12 protein-coding genes are annotated in these 19015 nt (G+C 72.5%); 9 read left to right on the plus strand and 3 right to left on the minus strand.

The window, feature by feature from the left end:
- Nucleotides 1-145: 145 nt before the first annotated feature.
- The 3 genes from OHA11_RS07875 (at nucleotide 146) to OHA11_RS07885 (ending at nucleotide 5251) form a co-directional block, all read left to right on the plus strand.
- Nucleotides 146-2092, plus strand: a complete 1947-nt coding sequence (locus tag OHA11_RS07875) for a CoA transferase (RefSeq protein WP_266493382.1) — start codon at nucleotides 146-148, stop codon at nucleotides 2090-2092.
- Nucleotides 2089-3795, plus strand: a complete 1707-nt coding sequence (locus OHA11_RS07880) for a class I adenylate-forming enzyme family protein (RefSeq protein ID WP_266493384.1) — start codon at nucleotides 2089-2091, stop codon at nucleotides 3793-3795. Before OHA11_RS07875 ends, OHA11_RS07880 begins: the two co-directional genes overlap by 4 nt.
- A 175-nt stretch (nucleotides 3796-3970) precedes the next feature.
- Nucleotides 3971-5251 carry an acyl-CoA dehydrogenase family protein gene (locus OHA11_RS07885; RefSeq protein ID WP_266493386.1) on the plus strand — a complete coding sequence of 427 codons (1281 nt, stop codon included), beginning with the start codon at nucleotides 3971-3973 and terminating at the stop codon, nucleotides 5249-5251.
- Nucleotides 5252-5359: 108 nt separating this feature from the next.
- On the opposite strand, the gene OHA11_RS07890 is transcribed toward OHA11_RS07885, so the two are convergent.
- The 3 genes from OHA11_RS07890 to OHA11_RS07900 are packed head-to-tail and all read right to left on the minus strand — an operon-like array spanning nucleotide 5360 to nucleotide 8618.
- Nucleotides 5360-6571 carry a sugar ABC transporter permease gene (locus OHA11_RS07890; RefSeq protein WP_266493388.1) on the minus strand — a complete coding sequence of 404 codons (1212 nt, stop codon included), beginning with the start codon at nucleotides 6569-6571 and terminating at the stop codon, nucleotides 5360-5362.
- Nucleotides 6568-7410: a thioesterase family protein gene (locus OHA11_RS07895; protein WP_266493391.1), complete on the minus strand. Its 843-nt coding sequence runs from the start codon at nucleotides 7408-7410 to the stop codon at nucleotides 6568-6570. The genes OHA11_RS07890 and OHA11_RS07895 overlap by 4 nt, the downstream gene beginning before the upstream one ends.
- Before the next feature lie 8 nt (nucleotides 7411-7418).
- The gene (locus OHA11_RS07900; RefSeq protein ID WP_266493394.1) at nucleotides 7419-8618 is read right to left on the minus strand and encodes an MFS transporter; all 1200 of its coding nucleotides are present in this window, start codon (nucleotides 8616-8618) and stop codon (nucleotides 7419-7421) included.
- Between the two features lie 79 nt (nucleotides 8619-8697).
- Here OHA11_RS07900 and OHA11_RS07905 point away from each other — a divergent pair, with 79 nt between their 5' ends.
- From OHA11_RS07905 to OHA11_RS07930, 6 genes are all read left to right on the plus strand, one after another.
- The gene (locus OHA11_RS07905) at nucleotides 8698-9327 is read left to right on the plus strand and encodes a TetR/AcrR family transcriptional regulator (protein WP_266493397.1); all 630 of its coding nucleotides are present in this window, start codon (nucleotides 8698-8700) and stop codon (nucleotides 9325-9327) included.
- Nucleotides 9328-9437: 110 nt separating this feature from the next.
- On the plus strand, nucleotides 9438-11708 hold the full coding sequence (locus OHA11_RS07910) for an MMPL family transporter (protein WP_266493399.1): 2271 nt from the start codon (nucleotides 9438-9440) through the stop codon (nucleotides 11706-11708).
- A gap of 269 nt (nucleotides 11709-11977) precedes the next feature.
- A complete protein-coding gene (locus OHA11_RS07915) occupies nucleotides 11978-14449 on the plus strand; it encodes a hypothetical protein (RefSeq protein WP_266493402.1) in 2472 nt (823 codons plus the stop codon).
- Between the two features lie 90 nt (nucleotides 14450-14539).
- Complete coding sequence (locus OHA11_RS07920; protein ID WP_266493405.1) at nucleotides 14540-17158, plus strand: aminotransferase class III-fold pyridoxal phosphate-dependent enzyme; 2619 nt, start codon at nucleotides 14540-14542, stop codon at nucleotides 17156-17158.
- A gap of 126 nt (nucleotides 17159-17284) precedes the next feature.
- Nucleotides 17285-17575 carry an acyl carrier protein gene (locus tag OHA11_RS07925; protein WP_266493407.1) on the plus strand — a complete coding sequence of 97 codons (291 nt, stop codon included), beginning with the start codon at nucleotides 17285-17287 and terminating at the stop codon, nucleotides 17573-17575.
- A complete protein-coding gene (locus tag OHA11_RS07930; RefSeq protein ID WP_266493408.1) occupies nucleotides 17572-18807 on the plus strand; it encodes a beta-ketoacyl synthase in 1236 nt (411 codons plus the stop codon). Before OHA11_RS07925 ends, OHA11_RS07930 begins: the two co-directional genes overlap by 4 nt.
- Nucleotides 18808-19015: the final 208 nt, after the last annotated feature.

Genomic DNA, 19015 nt, shown 5'->3' on the forward strand with positions numbered 1-19015 from the left:
CGCGGCACCGGGTATTCCGGCGCGCACTTTTCGGGTGAATTCACCGCCCGCTTCACAGGTCCATTTTCACGGTGCTCCAAGGAATGTTTCCCGCGCGTTCGATCAAGCCTCGGAGCGTGCGGAAAACCAGTCGAAGGGTATTTCCTTGCAGACAAGTATCAGCGGTCAGCAAACATTTGCGCAAGCATCCGGCATCAAGATTCCTCAGCCGTCTCGTACCGGACGGGACGCCGGGCCGCTGGCCGGCTTCACCGTGCTGTACGCCGATCGCTCCCGAGGTCTGGACGTGGCTCTGCGGCATCTGTCCTGTCTGGGCGCCCGGGCGCTCCGGCGTCCGGGCGGTGTCGAACCCGGGACCCTGGACATCGTTCCCCCCGGCCGCTCCGGGCCCGCGCTCAGCTGTCACATCGGCTGGTCGTGCGGCGAGGCTCCGAACGTCGTCGCCGACGAGGTCTCCGTACAGGCCACGACCGGGGTGATGGCCGTGCACGGGCGGCGCGTCGGCGCACCCGCCCCGCTGCCCCTGGAGTACGTGTCCGCCTGCGCGGGTGTGCTCGCGGTCCACGGCGTGCTGGCCGCGCTCATCGCGCACGAGCGCGGCACCCCGCTGTCGCGCACCGGCACCTCGGTCACCCATGCCGCGCTGCTGACGGTCTCCCAGTATCTGGCCGCCGCCACGGCGGACGAGGACGAGGTGGTGCCCGCGGACGATGTCGAGGCGGGCCCGCCGTTCCGGAGCCGCGACGGTGTCTGGTTCGAGGCCGAGGCGCTCGACCCGCAGCCGTGGCGGGCCTTCTGGTCCGAACTCGGTGTTCCCCTCGAAGACGTCGGCCGGGGCTGGCAGCCCTTCGTCCTGCGCTACCCCAAGGCCGTCTCACCGCTGCCGCGCTCCCTGTCCGGTGCCCTCGCCGCCCGGGACTTCGCGGAGATCTCCGAGGTGGCCGCCCGCACCGGCATCAGCCTGTGCCGGGTCCGCACCGTGGCCGAACGCCGCACCGACCCGGGCGTCCTGGTCGACGGCACGGTCGCCGGCCCGTGGCGTCTGACCCCGTACGGCGACGTCCGGGATCTGCCCGCCCCCGTGTTCCGCGCGCCGTCGGCGGACCGTCCGCTGGAGGGGTTCGGCGTGGTGGAGGCGGGCCGTCGGATCCAGGCCCCGCTGGCCACCCACGTGCTGGGCCTGCTCGGTGCGGACGTGATTCGCGTCGAGCCGCCGGGCGGTGACCCGCTGCGCGGCATGCCCCCGATGACCGGCGACTGCTCGGCCCGCTTCCTCGCGCTCAACAAGGGCAAGCGCGTCCTGCAGGCCGATCTGAAGTCGCCTCAGGGCCGCGGTGATGTGCTGGACCTGGCGCGCGGGGCCGATGCCTTCCTTCACAACTGGGCACCGGGAAAGGCCGCCGCCTTCGGTCTCGACTCCGACGAGCTGTCCGCCGTCAACTCCCGGCTGGTCTACGCGTACGCCTCCGGATGGGGCGACGCGCTGGGCGAACGGCCGCCGCTGGGCACCGACTTCATGGCCCAGGCGCACTCCGGACTCGCGGACATGATGAGCGTCGACGGTGTTCCCCGCACCTCCCTGATGACCCTGATCGACGTCCTGGGCGGGCTGGTCTCGGCCGAGGGAGTGCTCGCCGGACTGCTGCTGCGCGAACGCACCGGCCGGGGCGTACGCGTCGACTCCTCCCTCCTCTCGGCCTCGACCGTCGTGCAGTACGAGGCCCTGGAGCAGGGCTTGGAGCCGCGTGTCTCCGGCTGCGCGAAACCCGAACTGCCGGACCTCACCGGCCCCTGGCCCACCGCCGACGGCCTGCTGGCGCTGTCGGTCGGCTCGCACACGGCGGTCGGCCGGCTGTGCGGGGTGCTCGGCCTCGACACGGGGCTTGCCCACGACGCGTTGCGGGCCGCGGTGGCCGCCCAGCTGACGGAACGTTCCGCCGGGGACTGGACCGCCCTGCTGACGGATGCCGGTGTCGGCGCCGCCGAGGTCCTCACCGATCTGCGCGACCTCGGCCGTTCCCCGGTCGCCCGCCACGCGCTCAGCCACGCCGAATGCACCTTCGTCACCGCCCCTTGGAGGTTCGAGGCATGAACACCACGTTCCACGACCTGGTCCCCGCCGAACTGCGTACCGAGTGGGCGAAGGCGGGACGCTGCCCCGGCAGGACGCTCTTCGAGTTGTTCGAGGAGCAGGCTGAGTCACACCCCTTGGCACCGGCGGTCCTCGACGGCGAGGGCGCGATCAGCTACGCCGAGCTGCGCCGCACCGCTCTCCGGCTGGCCCGCGCCCTCGCCGACGCCGGTACCCGCCCCGGCGACGTCGTCGCGGTCAACCTGGCGAACGGACGGCTGGCCTGCGCCGTGGACCTGGCCGTGGCCGCCCTGGGCGCGGTCTGCCTGCCGTACCCGGTGGGCCGGCGGCGCCAGGACACGCTTGCCATGCTGCGCCGCTCCCGGGCCGCCACCGCGGTGGTCACCCGGCACATCGGCGGCACGGACTACGGCACCATGCTGGACGAGCTGCGGCCCCAACTGCCCGATCTGCGCGAGGTGTTCGTGCTCGGCGAACCCCCGGCCGGGATGCGTTCGCTGGACGCGGCGCTGCGCGATCCGGCCGAGCCGTCTGGGCCGTCTGGGCCGTCTGGGCCGTCTGGGCCGTCTGGGCCGCCCGTGCCATGGGAGCCGGTGAGCCGCCCCGACCCCGACGCCGCCGCGCGCATCCTGGTCTCCTCCGGCTCGGAGGCCGAACCCAAGATGGTCGCCTACTCGCACAACGCCCTGGCGGGCGGGCGCGGCGAGTTCATGCGCTCACTGGTCCGCGGGGAGGCGCCGCCCCGCATCATGTTCCTGGTCCCGCTGGCCTCGTCGTTCGGATCGACCGGCACCTCGGTCACCCTCGCGGTGCTCGGCGGCACGCTGGTGGTGCTGCCCCGCTTCGACGCCGCCGAGGCGGTTGCCGCGATCGAACGGCACCGGCCCACCCACATCATGGGCGTGCCCACGATGTTCCAGGAGATGCTGGCCGATCCGCGGCTGCGGCCCGGCGCCTCCGGCCGGATCGACACGTCCTCGCTGACCGCCCTCGTCTGCGGCGGCGCGGGAGTGGACCCGCAGACCGTCGAGGACTGCGTGCGCGCCTTCGGCTGTGCCTTCGTGAACCTGTACGGATCCGCCGACGGCGTCAACTGCCACACCCAGATCGAGGACGACCTCACCACGGTGAAAACGACGGCGGGACGCCCCAATCCGGACGTGACCACGATCCGGATCACCCGGGACGACGGGGCGGAGGCCGCACCCGGTGAGGTCGGGGAGATCTGGTCCCGGGGGCCGATGAGCCCGCTGTGCTACGTCAACGCGCCCGAGCTGGACAGCCAGTACCGCACGCCGGACGGCTGGGTCCGCACCGGCGATCTGGGCCGGATCGACCCGTCGGGGCGGCTGAACATCACCGGCCGTATGAAGGAGATCATCATCCGCGCGGGACTGAACATCAGCCCCGCGGAGGTCGAGCAGATGGTCAACACGCACCCCGCCGTCAAGAGCGCCGTCTGCCTCGGCGTACCGGACCCCTCGCTCGGCGAGCGGGTCTGCGTATGGGCCGTGCCGCTGCCGGGACAGGAGGCGCCGGACCTGGCGGAGATACGGCGCTACCTCTACGAGGACCAGGGACTGGAGCGGGCCAAGCTCCCCGAACTGTTCCACGTCGTCGACGAGTTGCCGATCAGCCCGGCGGGCAAGGTCGACAAACACGCCCTGCGGGCCTCGGCGACCGCGACGGCCGCCGCCTCCTAAGGGGTCCTTGCACTATGCCCGCCCGGGTCGCGTGGTCTGGCGCTCATAGTGCAAGGACCCCTAAGCCGGTGCCGGGCCCTGTTTCCCTCGTCGGGGCCCGGCACCACTCCTCTCGCACCGTCCCGGCCGCTGCCTTTCGGCACCGCGGGCCCTCCGCTCGAAGGACAGGCTCACCATGAACACACCCACGATCGAGACACCGCCCCGGCCGTCCGTCGACCATGCCGCGGCCGACAACGCCGTCGTCGACAACTCCGCCGTCGACGACCCCTTCGCCCTCCCGGACCGACTCCTCGAACTGCGCGACCGCGTACGGGAGTTCATCCGCGGCGAGGTGATCCCCACCGAGCCCGCGCTGCTCGCCGGCGGTACCGGCGCGCAGACCGCCCTGCGCGACTTGCAGGACAAGGCCCGCGCCAACGGGCTGTGGGGGCTGTCCCATCCGGCCGAACTCGGCGGCCGGGACATGCCGCTGACCGACTACGTGCACCTCGGTGAGGCCGAGGGCGAATCGGAGTTCGGCCCGGCGGTGCTGGGGTCGGAGCACCTGCTGGACGCGCTCATGCTCAGCCGCCACGCCCGGCCCACGGTCCGCGACCGCTATCTGCCCGGCCTCCTCGACGGTCTGGTGACCCCCTGTTACGGCATGTCCGAGCCCGGCCGCTCGGGCTCGGACCCGTCCCTGATGACGACCAAGGCGCGACCGACCGCCGACGGCTGGATGATCCGGGGCAGCAAGTGGTTCAGCCGCGCCGCGCACGCCGACTTCATCACCGTCATGTGCCGTACGGAGCCCATGGGCATACCCAACTCGCAGGCGTTCACGATGTTCCTGGTGCCGACCGACACCCCCGGGTTCCGCACGGTACGGGAGCTGTCGGTCCTGGGCACGGACGGCGACCACCGTGAAGTGCGCCTCGACGATGTGCGGGTGCCGGACGAGTACATGATCGGGGAGCGCGGAGCCGGTTTCGCCGCGGCGGGTGAACGGCTCGACCTCGGGCGTACGCTGCGGGCGATCCAGTGGCTCGGCCAGTCACGGCGGGCCTTCGACCTGATGTGCCGACGCCTCCACCAGCGCACCGCGTTCCTGGAACCGCTGGCCGCCAAGCAGCTCATGCAGCAGCACGTGTTCGACTCGTACACCGACCTCCAGGCGGCGCGCTCCCAGGTGTTGCGGGCCGCGGCGGCGGTGCAGTCGGGCCGTCGCGCCTACGCGGACGTGGCGACCGCCAAGGTGCTGGCCTCGCGGGCCCTGTGCCAGGTGCTGGACCGCGCGGTGCAGGTCCACGGTGCGGAGGGGCTGATCGACGACACCCCGCTCAGCCGCATGTACCGGCGGGCGCGGGCCACCCGGATCTACGACGGGCCGGACGAACTGCATGTCCACACCGTGGCCAAGCGGCTGCTGAGGGCGTACGAGTCGGACCCCGAGGCGCAGCCCGACGTCTTCTGAGCCCCCGGTCCCGCGGCCGGTCCCGCGGCCGTCCGGACGGGTCCGGCGCTCGGCTTCTCCGCCCGGGTGGGGGCCGCAGGAACCGATCTTGCGGCCCCCACCACTGGTTCAATCACTCCCGCCGAGCCGTTTGAGGGCCGAGAGCAGGAAGTAGTCGCCCCAGATCAGTTCGTGGGCGACGGCCGTGCCGGACGCCATGTCGTAGCAGCCGTCCAGCAGCATCCCGGCCGGCGGGCCGCCCGGTGTCCCGGCGGCCCCGGTCGTCAGGTGACCGGAGACCAGCAGGCCGAGCAGCCGGACCGCCGCGGCCCGCAGCGCGTCGCCGCGCGGGCCCGGTACGAGTTCGGCCAGCCCCAGCATGGCCTCGGCCGCGATCGCCGCCGCGGAGGTGTCCCGTACGCCGTCGGGGTCGCCGAAGCTCCACGGCGGAACGGCGCTGCCCGTGCGGTCCAGCCAGAAGTCCGCGGCCAGCAGGGCCGCTTCCCGGTACCCGTCGTACCGGGCCGGGCCGTCACGGTCCACGGTGCGCGCGGCGGTGGTGAGCGCGAGCATGCCCCAGGCCTGGCCTCGTGCCCATGTCCCGGCGGGAGCCTCGCCGGGAGCACCGTCCAGCCGGGCGTACGCGCGTACCCCGCCGTCCGTCGCCAGACAGAGGTGGCGTACGGCGGACGCGTGGCGGCGAGCGGTGTCCTCCCAGGACGGCTGCCCGAACTCCCGGCCGGCCCAGGCGAGCAGGGCGACCACGGCGGCGGCCGAGTCCACGGTGAGTTCGTCGGCGCCCCGGTCGCCGCGGCCCAGCGCCGTGCCCGCCGGGACGACGCCGTACCGGGGGTGCGCGGCGGCGGCCAGGGCGGCCGCGCCCGCCGCCGCGACATCCGCCGCGGCGGAGTCGCCGCACCGCAGGTAGCCCTGGGCAGCGCCGTACCAGAAGGTGAGGGCACGCGTGTCGGTGTCGTCGTGGGTCCGGGCCCGGAGCCTGGCGGTGACGTCCTGCGCCTGCCGCAGGACGTCCGTCGGCTGCCGTCGCCGAACGGGGAGGCCGCTGCCGGTCTGTGGAAGGGGGCGTCGAAGGGGGCGACCGTTGCCGGTCCGCGGAAGGGCGCGCGCGTTGCCGGTCGCCTCCTCCTCGGTGGCGAGCCAGAGCAGTCCGGCCCAGAAGCCTCCGGTCCACGAGCCGCGCCGACTGGTCAACCAGCGGCCGTCGGCGGGATCCGCGTAGAGCGGGAAACGGTCCTCGACCTCGTCGGCGGTGGTGCGTATCCGCTGGAGCAGCAGGGCGATGGCGCCCTCGGTCGCGTGCGCGCGCGTGCTCGGCGTCATCCCACTCCTCGGTGATCAGCAAGGTCTGCGGTGATCAGCAGGGTCTGCGCGGCCGTGCCGAAGGCGCCCGCGTCGTCCATCAGTACGGTCTCGGCGACCCCCGTTCCCCCGGGCCCCGGGCGAGTGCGGGCGCGCAGCGCGATCCACTCCCCCGTCGGGGGACGCACGAGGTGGACGGTCAGATCGAGGTTGACGCAGTGGTACCGGTCCGGGGGCAGGACCGCGCCGATCCCGTGCGTGAGATCGGCCAGCGCGACGGCAGCGAGCCAGGGCGGTGCGGCGGCCCCGGCGACCCCGGTGCGCAGCCGGGCCCAGGCGCTTCCGCCGTGCGGGTTGGCCGGGTCGTCCACGACGACGACCTCCACCGCGTCGCGGTTGAAGGAGGGTTCGTCGCCGTAGGGGGCGTGCGTGAGCAGGCCGCCGGTGCGGTGCGGCATCGGGGGCTCCTGCGCGAGCCGGGGCAGCGCGGTCGCCGCGTCGCGTACGCCGAGGGCGCTCGCCCTGGCGATGTCGGTGCCGTCGGCGGTCAACAGGACGTCCACCAGGCCGAAGCTGCGGCCGGCGCGCACCGTACGGGTGGCCGCCGCGAGGGGCTGGGCGGGCTGCGGTCCCAGGAAGTCGACCGAGATCCGGGTCAGCGGCCGTTCGCCGAGTTCCCGCTGGGCGAGGTGCGCCAGCAGGGCGGCGACCGCTCCGCCGTGGAGAAGACCGGGACGCCAGGGGCCGGCGGCCACGGGCGAGGGCGCCCAGAGGCTGTCCGCCGCGCGGAACAGCGGTTCCGGCACGGTGAGTTGAGCGGCCGCCCGCTGCCCGCCCGCGGGTTCTTCCTCAGTCGTCACCGCCCTCGTCATTCCGCCACCGCCCGGCGCACCTGGAAGGCGCTCACGACGGAGACGAGGAAGGACAGGCCCGCCATGGCCCAGCCCGCCGGGTAGCCGGCCGACGTATCGGCCAGAAACCCGAAGCCGAGCGGTCCCACCACGAAACCGCCGAAGAAGCCCATCGACACCAGGGCGGAGGCATGGCCGGTGGCCCCGAAGGCCGGGCTGCGCACGACAGCGACCATCGAGACGGCGTTGGCCGCGACGGCGGAGCCGCCCAGGCCGATGGCGGCGACCCAGACCAGCCAGGTCAGCCGGGTGGCGGCGACCATGAGCGGTACGAAGCAGACCGCCACGGCCGCCAGTACCAGCAGCGGCACGGCGATGTCCGCGAGCCGGCCGCTCAGCCGGGTCCACACCACCCGGGCGACGATTCCCGCGCCGCCGACCACCGCGATGAGGGCACCCGCGATCCGCTCCCCCATGCCGAGTTCTTCATGGGCGTAGAGCGGCAGGTAGGTGTTGAGCGCGGCGAGTGCCGTGCCGATGCCGAGCGAGTAGACGATGAGCCATCCCGCGGCCCGGTTGGGGCGCTTGGGCAGTGTGAGGCGCGCCGGGCCGGTCGTCCGCGGCTGGTCGCGCGGCAGCATGAAGGCGGCAGCGGCGGCGGCGAGCGCGACGGGGACGACCAGGGCGAGGGTGCCGCGCCAGGACGTGGCCGCGGCCAGGGTGGGAACCAGCAGTCCGGCGGCGAAGGCGCCGAACTGCACACCGGACTGTTTGACGCCCACGGCGGCGGCCCGCCGCTCCGGGGGGAGATGGGCCGCGATGAGACGGTTGGTCGCGGGGTTGGCGAACGCCTGCGCCGCGCCGGCCAGTACGAGCCCGGCCGGCAGCCAGCCGTACCCGCCGCCCGCGGGCAGGACGACGAAGACCGCCGCCACCGTCACCAGGAGGATCAGCAGGGCGCGTCGGCCGCCGATCAGGTCGGTGAGGTGTCCGCTGAAGAGGGAGAGCAACGATGCCGTACCGAACGCCACGGCGGTCAGCGAGCCCAACTGCGAGCGCGATATGCCGAGTTCCGAAAGGAGCGTGGGCCCCAGGGCACCCAGGGCGAAGAGCACGAACATCGACAGACCCATGCTCGCCGTGAGCAGGGGTAGCAGAGCGCGTGGTGAGCGCTGCCCGCCGAGTCGATCGGCCTTGGCGCGTTCCTGCGTGTCCACGCTTGCCTCCATCATCAGAGAGCGCTATTTATTGTTTCACTCTAGATGGCAACTCTAGCAACTGAACGGTAGACGGACCATGGCAGGGAAACCAGGCGTAAGACGCCAACGCTCCAACGAGACGAGGGCCCGGCTGCTCGACGCCTCGCTGCGGCTGTTCGTCGAGCACGGCTACGACGGCACGACGATCGAGGCGATCGCCCGCGAGGCCGGGGTCGCGGTGCAGACGGTGTACTTCAAGTTCGGCACCAAGTTCACGATCCTCAAGGAGGTGTTGGACGTCCGGATCGCGGGCGACGAGCGGCCCATACCGACCATGGAGCGCGAGTGGTTCCGGGACGCGGTCGCGGCCGAGGACCCACGTGAACAGCTGCGCCACCAGGTGGCCGGGGCCCGGGAGATCTACGAACGGGTCGGCGCGATGCTGGAAGTGCTGCGCAACGCGGCCCTGAACAACGAAGAGATCACGCCGCTCTGGGAACGGAACAAGGAGCAACGCTTCGAGGTCCAGGCGCAGTTGGTGAAGGCCCTCGCCGAGAAGCAGCCGTTCCCGCCGGGCCTGTCCGCCGACCGCGCCGCGGACATCAGCTACACCCTGCTCGGCCCCGAGATCTACCACCTGCTGGTCACCGAGCGGGGCTGGAGTTCCCAGGAATGGGCCGACTGGGTGCACGACGGTCTCTGTCGTCATCTGGTCGGCGAGAGCTGAGCGTCCGACGGCGAATCGACACCGCTGACCATCGACGAGGCCCGGCCCGGACGCGTGGCAGGCGATGGCCGGGCCGGTCACCCACCTCACCACACGTCATGGGGGCACCCTTGAAGCACTCAGATCAGACGACACGCGCCGTGGCCGCCGAGCCCTTAGCGCCGCCTCCCGCGCAGCCACCTCCCGAGCGCGGACTCGCCTCACTCGCCCGGCGGCTGGTGCGCCGCAGGACCCCCGTCTTCCTGCTGATCGCGGCGGTCTCGCTTGCCGCCGCGCTGTTCGGAGCGGGAGCGGCGGGCGACCTGTCGAGCGGCGGCTACACGGCGAGCGACTCCGAGTCGGCGAAGGCCGAACAGTTGCTCGCCGACCGCTTCGGGACCGGCTCCCCCAACATGGTGCTGCTGGCCACCGGCGAGGGTCAGGTGGCGGACCCGGCGGCGGCCGAGGCGGGCACGGAACTGACCGGCCGGATCCGGGAGTTGGAGGGAGTGGGCTACGCGGAGTCGTACTGGACGTCCCAGGACCCCGCGCTGCGCTCGAAGGACGGCCGCTCCGCGCTGATCCTGGTGCGGCTGTCCGGCGACGAGAACGAGGCCACGCACCGGTCGGGTGAGCTGGCCGAGGAACTCTCGGGCAAGCAGGGCGAGTTCACGGTCACGGCCACCGGACGCGCTCCGATCAACGACGCGCTGGAGAAGCAGAGCGAGGAGGACCTGACCAAGGCCGAACTCATCGGCGCGCCGCTCACCCTGATCATCCTGCTGGCCGCCTTCGGCTCACTGGTGGCGGCTCTGCTGCCGCTGCTGGTGGGCGTCGTCTCGGTCGTCTGCACCCTGGCCGTCCTGCGTCTGCTGGCCGGCTTCACCGATGTCTCCCTGTTCGCGATGAACGTCACCACGGCGCTGGGCTTCGGACTCGCCGTCGACTACAGCCTGTTCATCGTGACCCGTTATCGCGAGGAGCTGGCGCGGGGCAGCGAGGTCGTCGAGGCCATCGCCCACAGTCTGCGTACCGCGGGACGGACCGTTCTGTTCTCCGCGCTCACGGTCGTGCTGTCCCTGGCCGCCCTGCTGGTGTTCCCGATCGCCTTCCTCCAGTCACTCGCCTACGCCGGTATCGCGGTGGTGAGCCTGGCCGCGGTCACCTCGCTGGTGATCCTGCCGCCGACGCTGGCCGTCATCGGCCGGCGGATCGACCGGCTCGACGTGTTCGCCGGGCTGCGGCGGCGCCTGCCGGGCGCGGCCACGGAGGGGGGCGGCGTCTGGCACGGGCTGGCCACCGGGGTGATGCGCCGTCCGGTGCTCGCCGGGGCCGGCGTGGCCGTGCTGCTGATCGCGCTCGCCCTGCCCTTCGCGCACGCCCGGTTCGGCCTCACGGACGACCGCATCCTCCCTCAAGGGGCTCCGGCGCAGACGGCGGCCGACACCATCCGTTCCGGCTTCGACGGTGCGGGCACGGCCCCGGTGACCGTGGTGCTGCCTGACCTGCCGGAGGACGGCCGGGACGCCGAACTGACCGACTACATGGCCGCGTTGTCCCGAACGGACGGCACCGTACGGGTGGACGGCCCCCTCGGCAGCTGGGCGACGGGACAGCAGGTCGCCGAACCCGGCCCCACCGCCGGGACGTTCGCCGACGCCCGGGGTGTCTGGCTGAACGTCGTGTCCGACACCAACCCCAACTCCGCCGCCGGCGAGCGGCACACCGAGGACGTCCGCGAAGTGCGGGCGCCCGCCGAGGCGTTGGTCGGCGGCGAGGCGGCCTCGCTGGTGGACACCAAGGACTCGCTCATGGAGCGCATCCCGTACGCCGTCGCGGTGATCGCCCTGAGCATGCTGATCCTGCTCTTCCTGTTCACCGGCAGCCTCGTGGTGCCGTTGCAGGCCCTGGTGCTCAACACCCTCAGCCTCACCGCCTCCTTCGGGGCGATGGTGTACGTGTTCCAGGACGGCCATCTCAAGTGGCTGGTCGGCGATTTCGTCCACACCGGGCAGCTGGAGGTCACCGTCCCGGTGCTGATGTTCTGCGTGGCCTTCGGCCTCTCCATGGACTACACCGTCTTCCTGCTGTCCCGGATCCGGGAGGAGTACCTCGCGACCGGCGACAACACGCGGGCCGTGGTCTTCGGCATCGACCACACCGGCCGTCTGATCACCGCCGCCGCGCTGGTCGTGGCGACCGTGCTGGGCGCCCTGGCGACGTCGGAGCTGAGCCTGCTCAAGCTGCTCGGCGCGGGGCTCGCGCTCGCGGTGCTGGTGGACGCGACCCTGGTGCGCGGCATCCTCGTACCGGCCGTGATGAAACTCTGCGGCCGGGCCAACTGGTGGGCCCCGGCTCCACTGCGCCGACTGCACGACAAGGTCGGCCTGCGCGACGGCTGACCGGTTCTCACCCACCTCACGCGCCACGGCCCCTCCTCCTCACCCGGCGGAGGGGCCGTCTTGTTTCCTTTTTTAGTAGATGTGGGAACTAGAGTGCGCATATAGTGAGGACGCGCGAACTGGGGGATCGGACTCGCGTCCGGTGCGCCGCGCTGCGGGGGGACAACGGGGAATCAACGGGGATTCGTGCTGGTCAGCCGCATTGGTGTGCGTTCGCGCGCTCGCTCCATGACCGGAACGGAGATCAGAAGTTGAATCCTGTCCACAGCATGGAAAGTCCACCTCAGCTCCTCGTCATGTCCGTGGGCAAGCGTCCTGGTTTCCACGCCGCGGTGCGCTGCGCACTGACCGACGTGGTGGCCGGTTCCGAACGCTTACTCTCCGAGACACCAAGTGCGGGTGAACCGCCCGCGGAGACCGATTCCGCCCCTGACCGAACGAGGCGTCCCGCCTACCAGAATCTGCTCGGCAAGGCACGGCGTTTCCTGGCCGGGGCGTTACCGCGGGCCGAGATCCGGCTCATCACCGCCGAGACCCTGCCGAAGGCCGCCGAGGTCTTCGGCGAGCGGACACACGGCGCCGCGACCGCGCCGCCTCTCCTGCTCGTCGACGCGGCGGGCGCGGGCCTCGGTGCCGCGCCGCTCGAAGCCACCGTCGCCGAAGCCGTGGACCGGCTGGCCGCCGTCCTCCCCCGCGTCCCGGGGGACCGGCCACCCGTGCCCCGGACAGCCGTGTACGCGGAGGGGCCGCCGCACTCCGTCCGCGTCGCCCAGGACCACGAAGTGCTCCAACTCCCTGACGAGCCCTGGGTGCTCACGGCCGACGTGGTCCGCCGGTTCACCGACCACGTCCAGCAGACCCACGGCAGCTCGGCCCTGCGCTCCGCCTCGCGCACCGGACCTCCGGCGCTGGCCCGGGCCCTGCACGGCTTCCTCACCGAACAGGCCGGTTCCGCCTGGGGGTTGCACTACTACACCGGCTCGGTCGTCTCGGGACTCATCGACGAGCTCGACCGGCTGGCCGCCGGACAGGGCAACCCCGTACTGCGGGGCCCGAGCGAACACAGCCTGGCCTGTGGTGCGCTGGCCCGCTGGCAGCTCGACGAGGCGCCGTACCTGATCATCGTCACCAGCGGGATGGTGGACGAGTTCCGGGGCACCCTGGCCAACCTGCGCCAGGCCGGGGCGCGCGGCTTCATCGTCTGTGCCGACTCCCCGCGCGAGGCGTGGTTCCCGTTCCAGGGCACGGTCCACGCGGCCGAGGACTCCCGGGCGGTGCTCACCGCACGCCGGATCCCCCATGTGTACCTGGCGGATCCCGCCACGCTCCAGGAGGATCTGTCGGCCGCGTTCACCGCCTACCACGAGAGCGAAGGACCGGTCGTCCTGCTCGCTACGCCGTCGGTACTCGCCTCCGCCGCGCCCCTGGCACCGGTTCCCGCCGGTCAGCGGCGGCCCCGGGCCGTACTGCGGGTCGCGGAGGACCAGCTCGCTCCGGTGACAGACCTCGTCAACTCCGGCCCCGCCAGGCTGCTGTGGCAGTGCGGCCGGCTCGACGGCGAGGAGTCCGGCCTCGTCCACGAGATCGCGGCGGGCGCGGGCATCGCGCTCGCCGACTCCCTCACCCGGCCCGGCAGCGTGGCGGCGTACCGCGACGGCCGCAAGGTCGACGAGTACCTGGGCAGCCTCGGGCTCTACGGCTACTCGGCCCGGGTGCACGGATTCCTGCACCACGGCGGACGGCTGCGCCCGCGCGAGGAACAGGCCCTGTTCTTCCTCAAGAGCCGTGTCAGTGAGGCGTCCACGCCGTTCTCACCACGCGCCCTGGCCCGGAACCTGCGCGTCGTCCAGATCACTCGCGAGGCCACGCACCTCGCCCCGTTCGCCGACCACCCGGTGCACGCCGAGGCCCGCGGCTTCCTGCGCGCGCTGCGCGAACGCCTCGCCGTCGAACCCGACGTGCTCGCCCGGCGCCGGACCGCCATCGCCGAGGCACAGCACAGCGCGGACGACGCCGTGCACGCCCTGCCCGTCCTGCCCATGTCCGCCAACTACTTCTTCCACCGACTCGGTGGCGTACTGGAACAGTTGATCACGCAGGAGGGCTACACATACACGGGGGTGTTCGACGTGGGGCGCGGGGGCTTCTCGGCGATCCGCAACCTCCCCCGGACCGGGCCGGGCTTCTCCGGGTGGTACGGGCGGGCCCTGATGGGCGACGCGCTCCAGGCGGTGCCCGCGGTGGCACTGACCCGGGACGACAACGTCCTCGCCTTCATCGGGGACGGCGCCTCGGCCCTCGTACCCGACATCGTCCCGTCGCTCGTCCAGCAGGTCTGTCTGCACGGGCGGCCGTTGCGCCGCAATCTGACCCTCTTCCGGCTCGTCGACGGCGGGCACTCGGTGATCCGCTCGTACCACGAGGGCCGCTCGGGCTCCGGTCTGAGCCGCCAGAACCAGGTGGTGCACCTGCTGGAACCGGAGCGGACCAGAAATTTCGGCGGCCTCACCGTCCGGCACCGGCACGTCCCGGACGTCCACCCGGACCAGCTGCGTGACTGGCTGACCCGGCCGGCCACCGTGAACGTCTGCTCCGTCCTGCTGTCCCACAACAACGAGGGCGACGGCCTGAGCCTGCTCTCCTCCCTGGGCTGGCAGCGCGACGAACTCTCCGCGCTCGCCCTGCCCTCGCGCCGGTCCGCCCGGTCCGCCCGGTCCTCCTCGGCGAGCGGCCGCGCCTGAATCCGGCGCCCGCGTTCCGGCTCGCCCTCTCCTCACCGCTCTTCCTCATCTGCTCTTCCTCACCTGCTCTTCCTTTCCGGAGGCACAGTCTTGTCCCGTTCGGCGATTCCGCCTGCCCAGTCCACGGCGGACACCTCTGCCCCGTCCGCGCCCGAAGCGGACTTACCGGCCACGCCGGTCCCCTTCGGCTTCCTCGCCCATCCCGTCAGCTCCGGACACCGCAACCAGGTCCGTGCCCTCGATCTGTTCGGCCGGATCCTGGACGAGCACCGCGGCACCGAGCGCGCACCGGGCGTCCGGCACAGCGTTCCCATGCCGCTGATCACCTCCGTCACCTCACCGACCGGCGCCCGATGTACCGGCGAGGTGCGCTATCTCCCGTACACCGCCGAGCAGTTGCTGCGCCGCCCCAACACGGCACGCGCGATGGTCGCCGCGGAGGCGGCCCGGCTGCGGGACGCCGGGGCCCGGCTGATCGGCCTCGGCGGCGCCACCTCGATCGTCGGCGACCGGGGGGTGTGGACGGAACGCCAGGTCGGTACGGCGGTGACCAGCGGCAACTCGCTGACGGTGTACGCCGCCCAGCAGGAACTGCTGCATGTCGTACGGCTGTTGGAGCTGACGCCGGAGTCGACCCGGGTGGCCGTGGTGGGCTACCCCGGTTCCATCGGCCTGGCGGTGGCGAAGCTGCTGCTGGCCGACGGCTTCCCGCTGGACCTGGTGTGCCGGCGCGGCAGGCGGGCCCCCTCGGCGCTGCTCACGCACCTCGCCGCCGAGGACCACGACCGGGTCCGGCTGGTCGACGAGGTCGCCCAATGCTCCCCGGAAACCCGCCTGTTCGTGACCGCGTCGTCGGCCGGCGGACTGGTGGACCCCGACCGGCTGCCGCCGGGCTCGGTGGTGGTCGACGTGGCACTGCCCCGCGACGTGACCGCGGCGCCGCGCGACAGCAGCGACGTACTCGTCATCGACGGCGGCCTGGTCAGCGGCTCCGCAGACGTCGTGATCGGGGACGGCGCCCTGCCCAGCCCCACCCAGCAGCTCAACGGCTGTCTCGCCGAGACGCTGGTGCTCGCCCTGGAGGGACACGCCCGGTCGTTCTCGCTCGGCCGGGAACTGGCCCTGGACCGGGTCCGCACGATCGGTGCCCTCGCGGCCCGGCACGGCTTCACGCCCGTCCCGCTCGCCTCCTTCGGCCGGCCGGTCGCCGACGAGGAGGTACTGCGCCTGGCCCGCCACCACCGCCCGGCCCGCACCACGGCGGCTCACACCCCGGCGGAACGGGCACCGGGGGTCACCGAGATGACCAAGCGACGGTTCCGGGAGCGGATCAACCCGCCCATGGCCCGGCTCTTCGAGGCCCACGGCCTGGACCGGGTCTTCACCACGGGCCGCGGCTGCACACTGACCACCGAGGACGGCACCGACTACCTGGACTTCGTCGCCGGGTACGGATGTCTCAACCTCGGCCACAACCACCCGGTGGTGACCGAGCGGCTGCGGAGCTTCCTGGACCGGGGCTCGCCGACCTTCGTGCAGTACGTCTCCATGCCCGAGCAGGCCGCCGAACTCGCCGAGCGGCTCAGCGAGTTGGCCCCCGGCCGGCCCGAGCGGGTGTTCTTCTCCAACTCCGGCACCGAGGCGGTGGAGGCCGCGCTCAAGGTGGCCCGCGCGGCCACCGGCCGCACCCGCCTCGTGTACGCCGACAACAGCTACCACGGCAAGACGCTGGGGGCGCTGTCCGTCACCGGCCGGGCGGCGCACCGGGAGCCGTTCGGCCCGCTGCTGCCCGACACGGCGGCGGTGCCGTACGGGGACCTGGACGCGCTGGCAGCCGTGCTCGACGGCGCGGCGGCCTTCATCGTCGAACCGGTGCAGGGCGAGGGCGGTGTCGTCCTGCCGCCGGCCGGCTATCTGAGGGCGGCGCGGGAGCTGTGCCGGCGGGCCGGGGCGGCCTTCGTGCTCGACGAGATCCAGACCGGACTCGGCCGCACCGGAGCGCTCTTCGCCGCCGAGCACGACGGCCTCGACCCGGATGTGCTGTGCGTGGCCAAGTCGCTCTCCGGAGGACTCGTGCCCATCGCGGCGACCCTGTGCCGGGCGGACCTGTGGGACGCGGCGTACGGCAGCACCAACCGTTCGATGCTGCACTCCTCGACCTTCGGCGGCGGCAACTTCGCGGCGGTGGCGGGCCTGGCCACCCTCGACGTACTCACCGCCGAGGGGCTGCCGGAGCACGCGCTGAAGGTCGGGGAGCATCTGCGCGGCTCCCTGCGCACGGTGTGCGAGTCGTACGGCTTCGTCAAGGACATCCGCGGCATCGGCCTGATGACCGCCATCGAGTTCGACGGCGACTTCTCCGGAGCGGTCTCCTCCGTCACGGACGAACTCCTGACCAGGCTCCCGGGCGACCTGCGCGCACTGGCCGACTGGCTGCCGGACGACCTGCGTACGGCACTGTCCCGGGCCGGCGACGCGATGGAATCCACCCTCGGCGACCTGATGTGCCTCCGCTTCGTGGCCTCGCTCGCCCGCGACCACCGCATCCTCACCTTCGTCACGGCCAACCGCACCCGGGTGATGCGCATCCAGCCGCCGCTGGTGCTCACCTTCGCCGAGGCCGACCGGTTCGTCGCGGACTTCGAGGCGGTCTGCCGCGAACTGGCGCTCCACGCGGACCTGGACGCCTGGCGCCCGCCGCAGGACTGAACCCCGAACCGCAGGCGCTTCGCCCCACTCCCCACTGCACGATGCCGGGCACCCGTGTCCGGCATGGACAACCGCAACAGAGAACACCGCACCGAAGCAGAGAACCCGACGCAGGAGGACACCCGCATGAACAGCACCACAGAGCAGCGACTCGTCGACGTCCTGGTGGACCGCCTGGGCCTGCAGCCCGACGAACTCACCCGCACCGCCCGCTTCAAGGACGACCTGGGGCTCGACTCACTCGACCTGGTCGAGCTGGTCTCGGCGATGGAGGACGAGCTCGGCGTGCCCGTGACCGACGAGGTGGCCCTGTCCCTCACCTCGCTCGGTGATGTCATCGCCTATGTGGACTCCCAGTGTCCCGTCGGCACGGAGCCCGCGATAACGGAGCCCGCGATAACGGAGCCCGCGATATGACCGGCCGTCGCGTGGTCGTGACCGGACTCGGCCCGGTGACCTCGCTGGGCGTCGGCGCCAAGGCGTTCCACGCCGGCCAGTTGGAGGGACGCGGCGCGGTACGGCCCATCAGCCGGTTCGACGCCTCCGACCTGCCGGTCCGGATCGCGGCGGAGGTGGACCTGCCCGACGAACTCCGCCTCGCCAGGCGCGACTTCATCGCCACCGACCGGGTCACCCACCTGGCCGCGGCAGCCGCGTCGCTGGCCCTGGCGGACGCCGGTCTGGATCTCGACGCGGCCGACCGGAACCGGATCGGTGTGGTGCTCGGCACCGGCTGCGGCGGCGCCGAGAGCATCCGGCACAACGGAACCGCCCTGGCACGCAAGGGGCCGGGAGGGGTCGGAGCACGCTTCATCCCGATGTCGATGTCGAACAGCTCGGCTTCCTGGATCGCCATCCGGTACGGCCTCGGCGGGCCCGTCACCACCACCGTGACGGCCTGCGCCAGCGGCGCCGACGCCCTGTTGACGGCGCACCAGATGATCGTCACGGGCGAGGCCGATGTCGTACTCGCGGGCGGTACCGAGGCTCCGGTCACCGACCTGGTCGTGAGCGGCTTCGCCAAGATGAAGGCGCTGTCCACCCGCAACGAGGAGCCCGAGCGGGCGAGTCGCCCCTTCGGCGCCGACCGCACCGGGTTCGTCCTCGGCGAGGGTGCCGCCGTTCTCGTACTGGAGGACGCGGATCACGCACGGGCCCGGGGCGCCGAGCCGCTGGCCGCACTCCTCGGCTACGGCCGCACCTGCGACGCGTACCACGTCGTGGCGCCCCGCCCGGACGGTGCCGCGGCCGCCCGGGCCGTGACGGGCGCGCTGCGCTCCGCCGGGCTCGCTCCCGAGGAGGTCTCCCACGTCAACGCGCACGGCACCGGAACCGTCCTCAACGACGCGGCGGAGGCCGCCGCCCTGACGACGGCCCTGGGCCCGGTCGCCGCCCGGATCCCGGTGACGGCCACCAAGTCGATGACCGGCCACACCCTCGGCGCGGCCGGCGCCATCGAGGCGGTGGCCGCCGTGCAGACCCTCGTGCACCAGGTGGTGCCGCCCACGGCGAACCTCGACGCCCCCGACCTGGCGCTCGGCCTCGACCTGGTCGCGGGCGAGCCGCTCGACACCCGGGTCTCGGCGGTGTTGTCCAACTCCTTCGCCTTCGGCGGCCACAACGTGGTGCTCGCGTTCGGGCGGCCCTGAGCCGGGCGCGCGTGACGCGGCACGTTCGGTGCGCTCCCGCCTCAAGCGCGAGCGGGGGCGCACCGGTGTTCGCGGAGCGCTGTCACCGCAGAGCACTGCCACCTCGGAGCACTGCCACCTCGGAGCACCGTCCCCGCGGAGCGCTGTCGCCTCGGAGCACCGTCCCCGCGGGTGTGCCGGAGGATCTAGCCATAGTGGCACTCTATAG

Source organism: Streptomyces sp. NBC_00878, assembly GCF_026341515.1.
Lineage (GTDB): Bacteria > Actinomycetota > Actinomycetes > Streptomycetales > Streptomycetaceae > Streptomyces.

Excerpts from the sequence above, each read along its gene's own strand:
- OHA11_RS07925 (WP_266493407.1), top strand. The coding sequence starts at position 17,285 with ATGAACAGCACCACAGAGCAGCGACTCGTCGACGTCCTGGTGGACCGC.
- OHA11_RS07890 (WP_266493388.1), bottom strand. The coding sequence starts at position 6,571 with ATGACGCCGAGCACGCGCGCGCACGCGACCGAGGGCGCCATCGCCCTG.
- OHA11_RS07905 (WP_266493397.1), top strand. The coding sequence starts at position 8,698 with ATGGCAGGGAAACCAGGCGTAAGACGCCAACGCTCCAACGAGACGAGG.
- OHA11_RS07885 (WP_266493386.1), top strand. The coding sequence starts at position 3,971 with ATGAACACACCCACGATCGAGACACCGCCCCGGCCGTCCGTCGACCAT.
- OHA11_RS07930 (WP_266493408.1), top strand. The coding sequence starts at position 17,572 with ATGACCGGCCGTCGCGTGGTCGTGACCGGACTCGGCCCGGTGACCTCG.
- OHA11_RS07880 (WP_266493384.1), top strand. The coding sequence starts at position 2,089 with ATGAACACCACGTTCCACGACCTGGTCCCCGCCGAACTGCGTACCGAG.
- OHA11_RS07915 (WP_266493402.1), top strand. The coding sequence starts at position 11,978 with ATGGAAAGTCCACCTCAGCTCCTCGTCATGTCCGTGGGCAAGCGTCCT.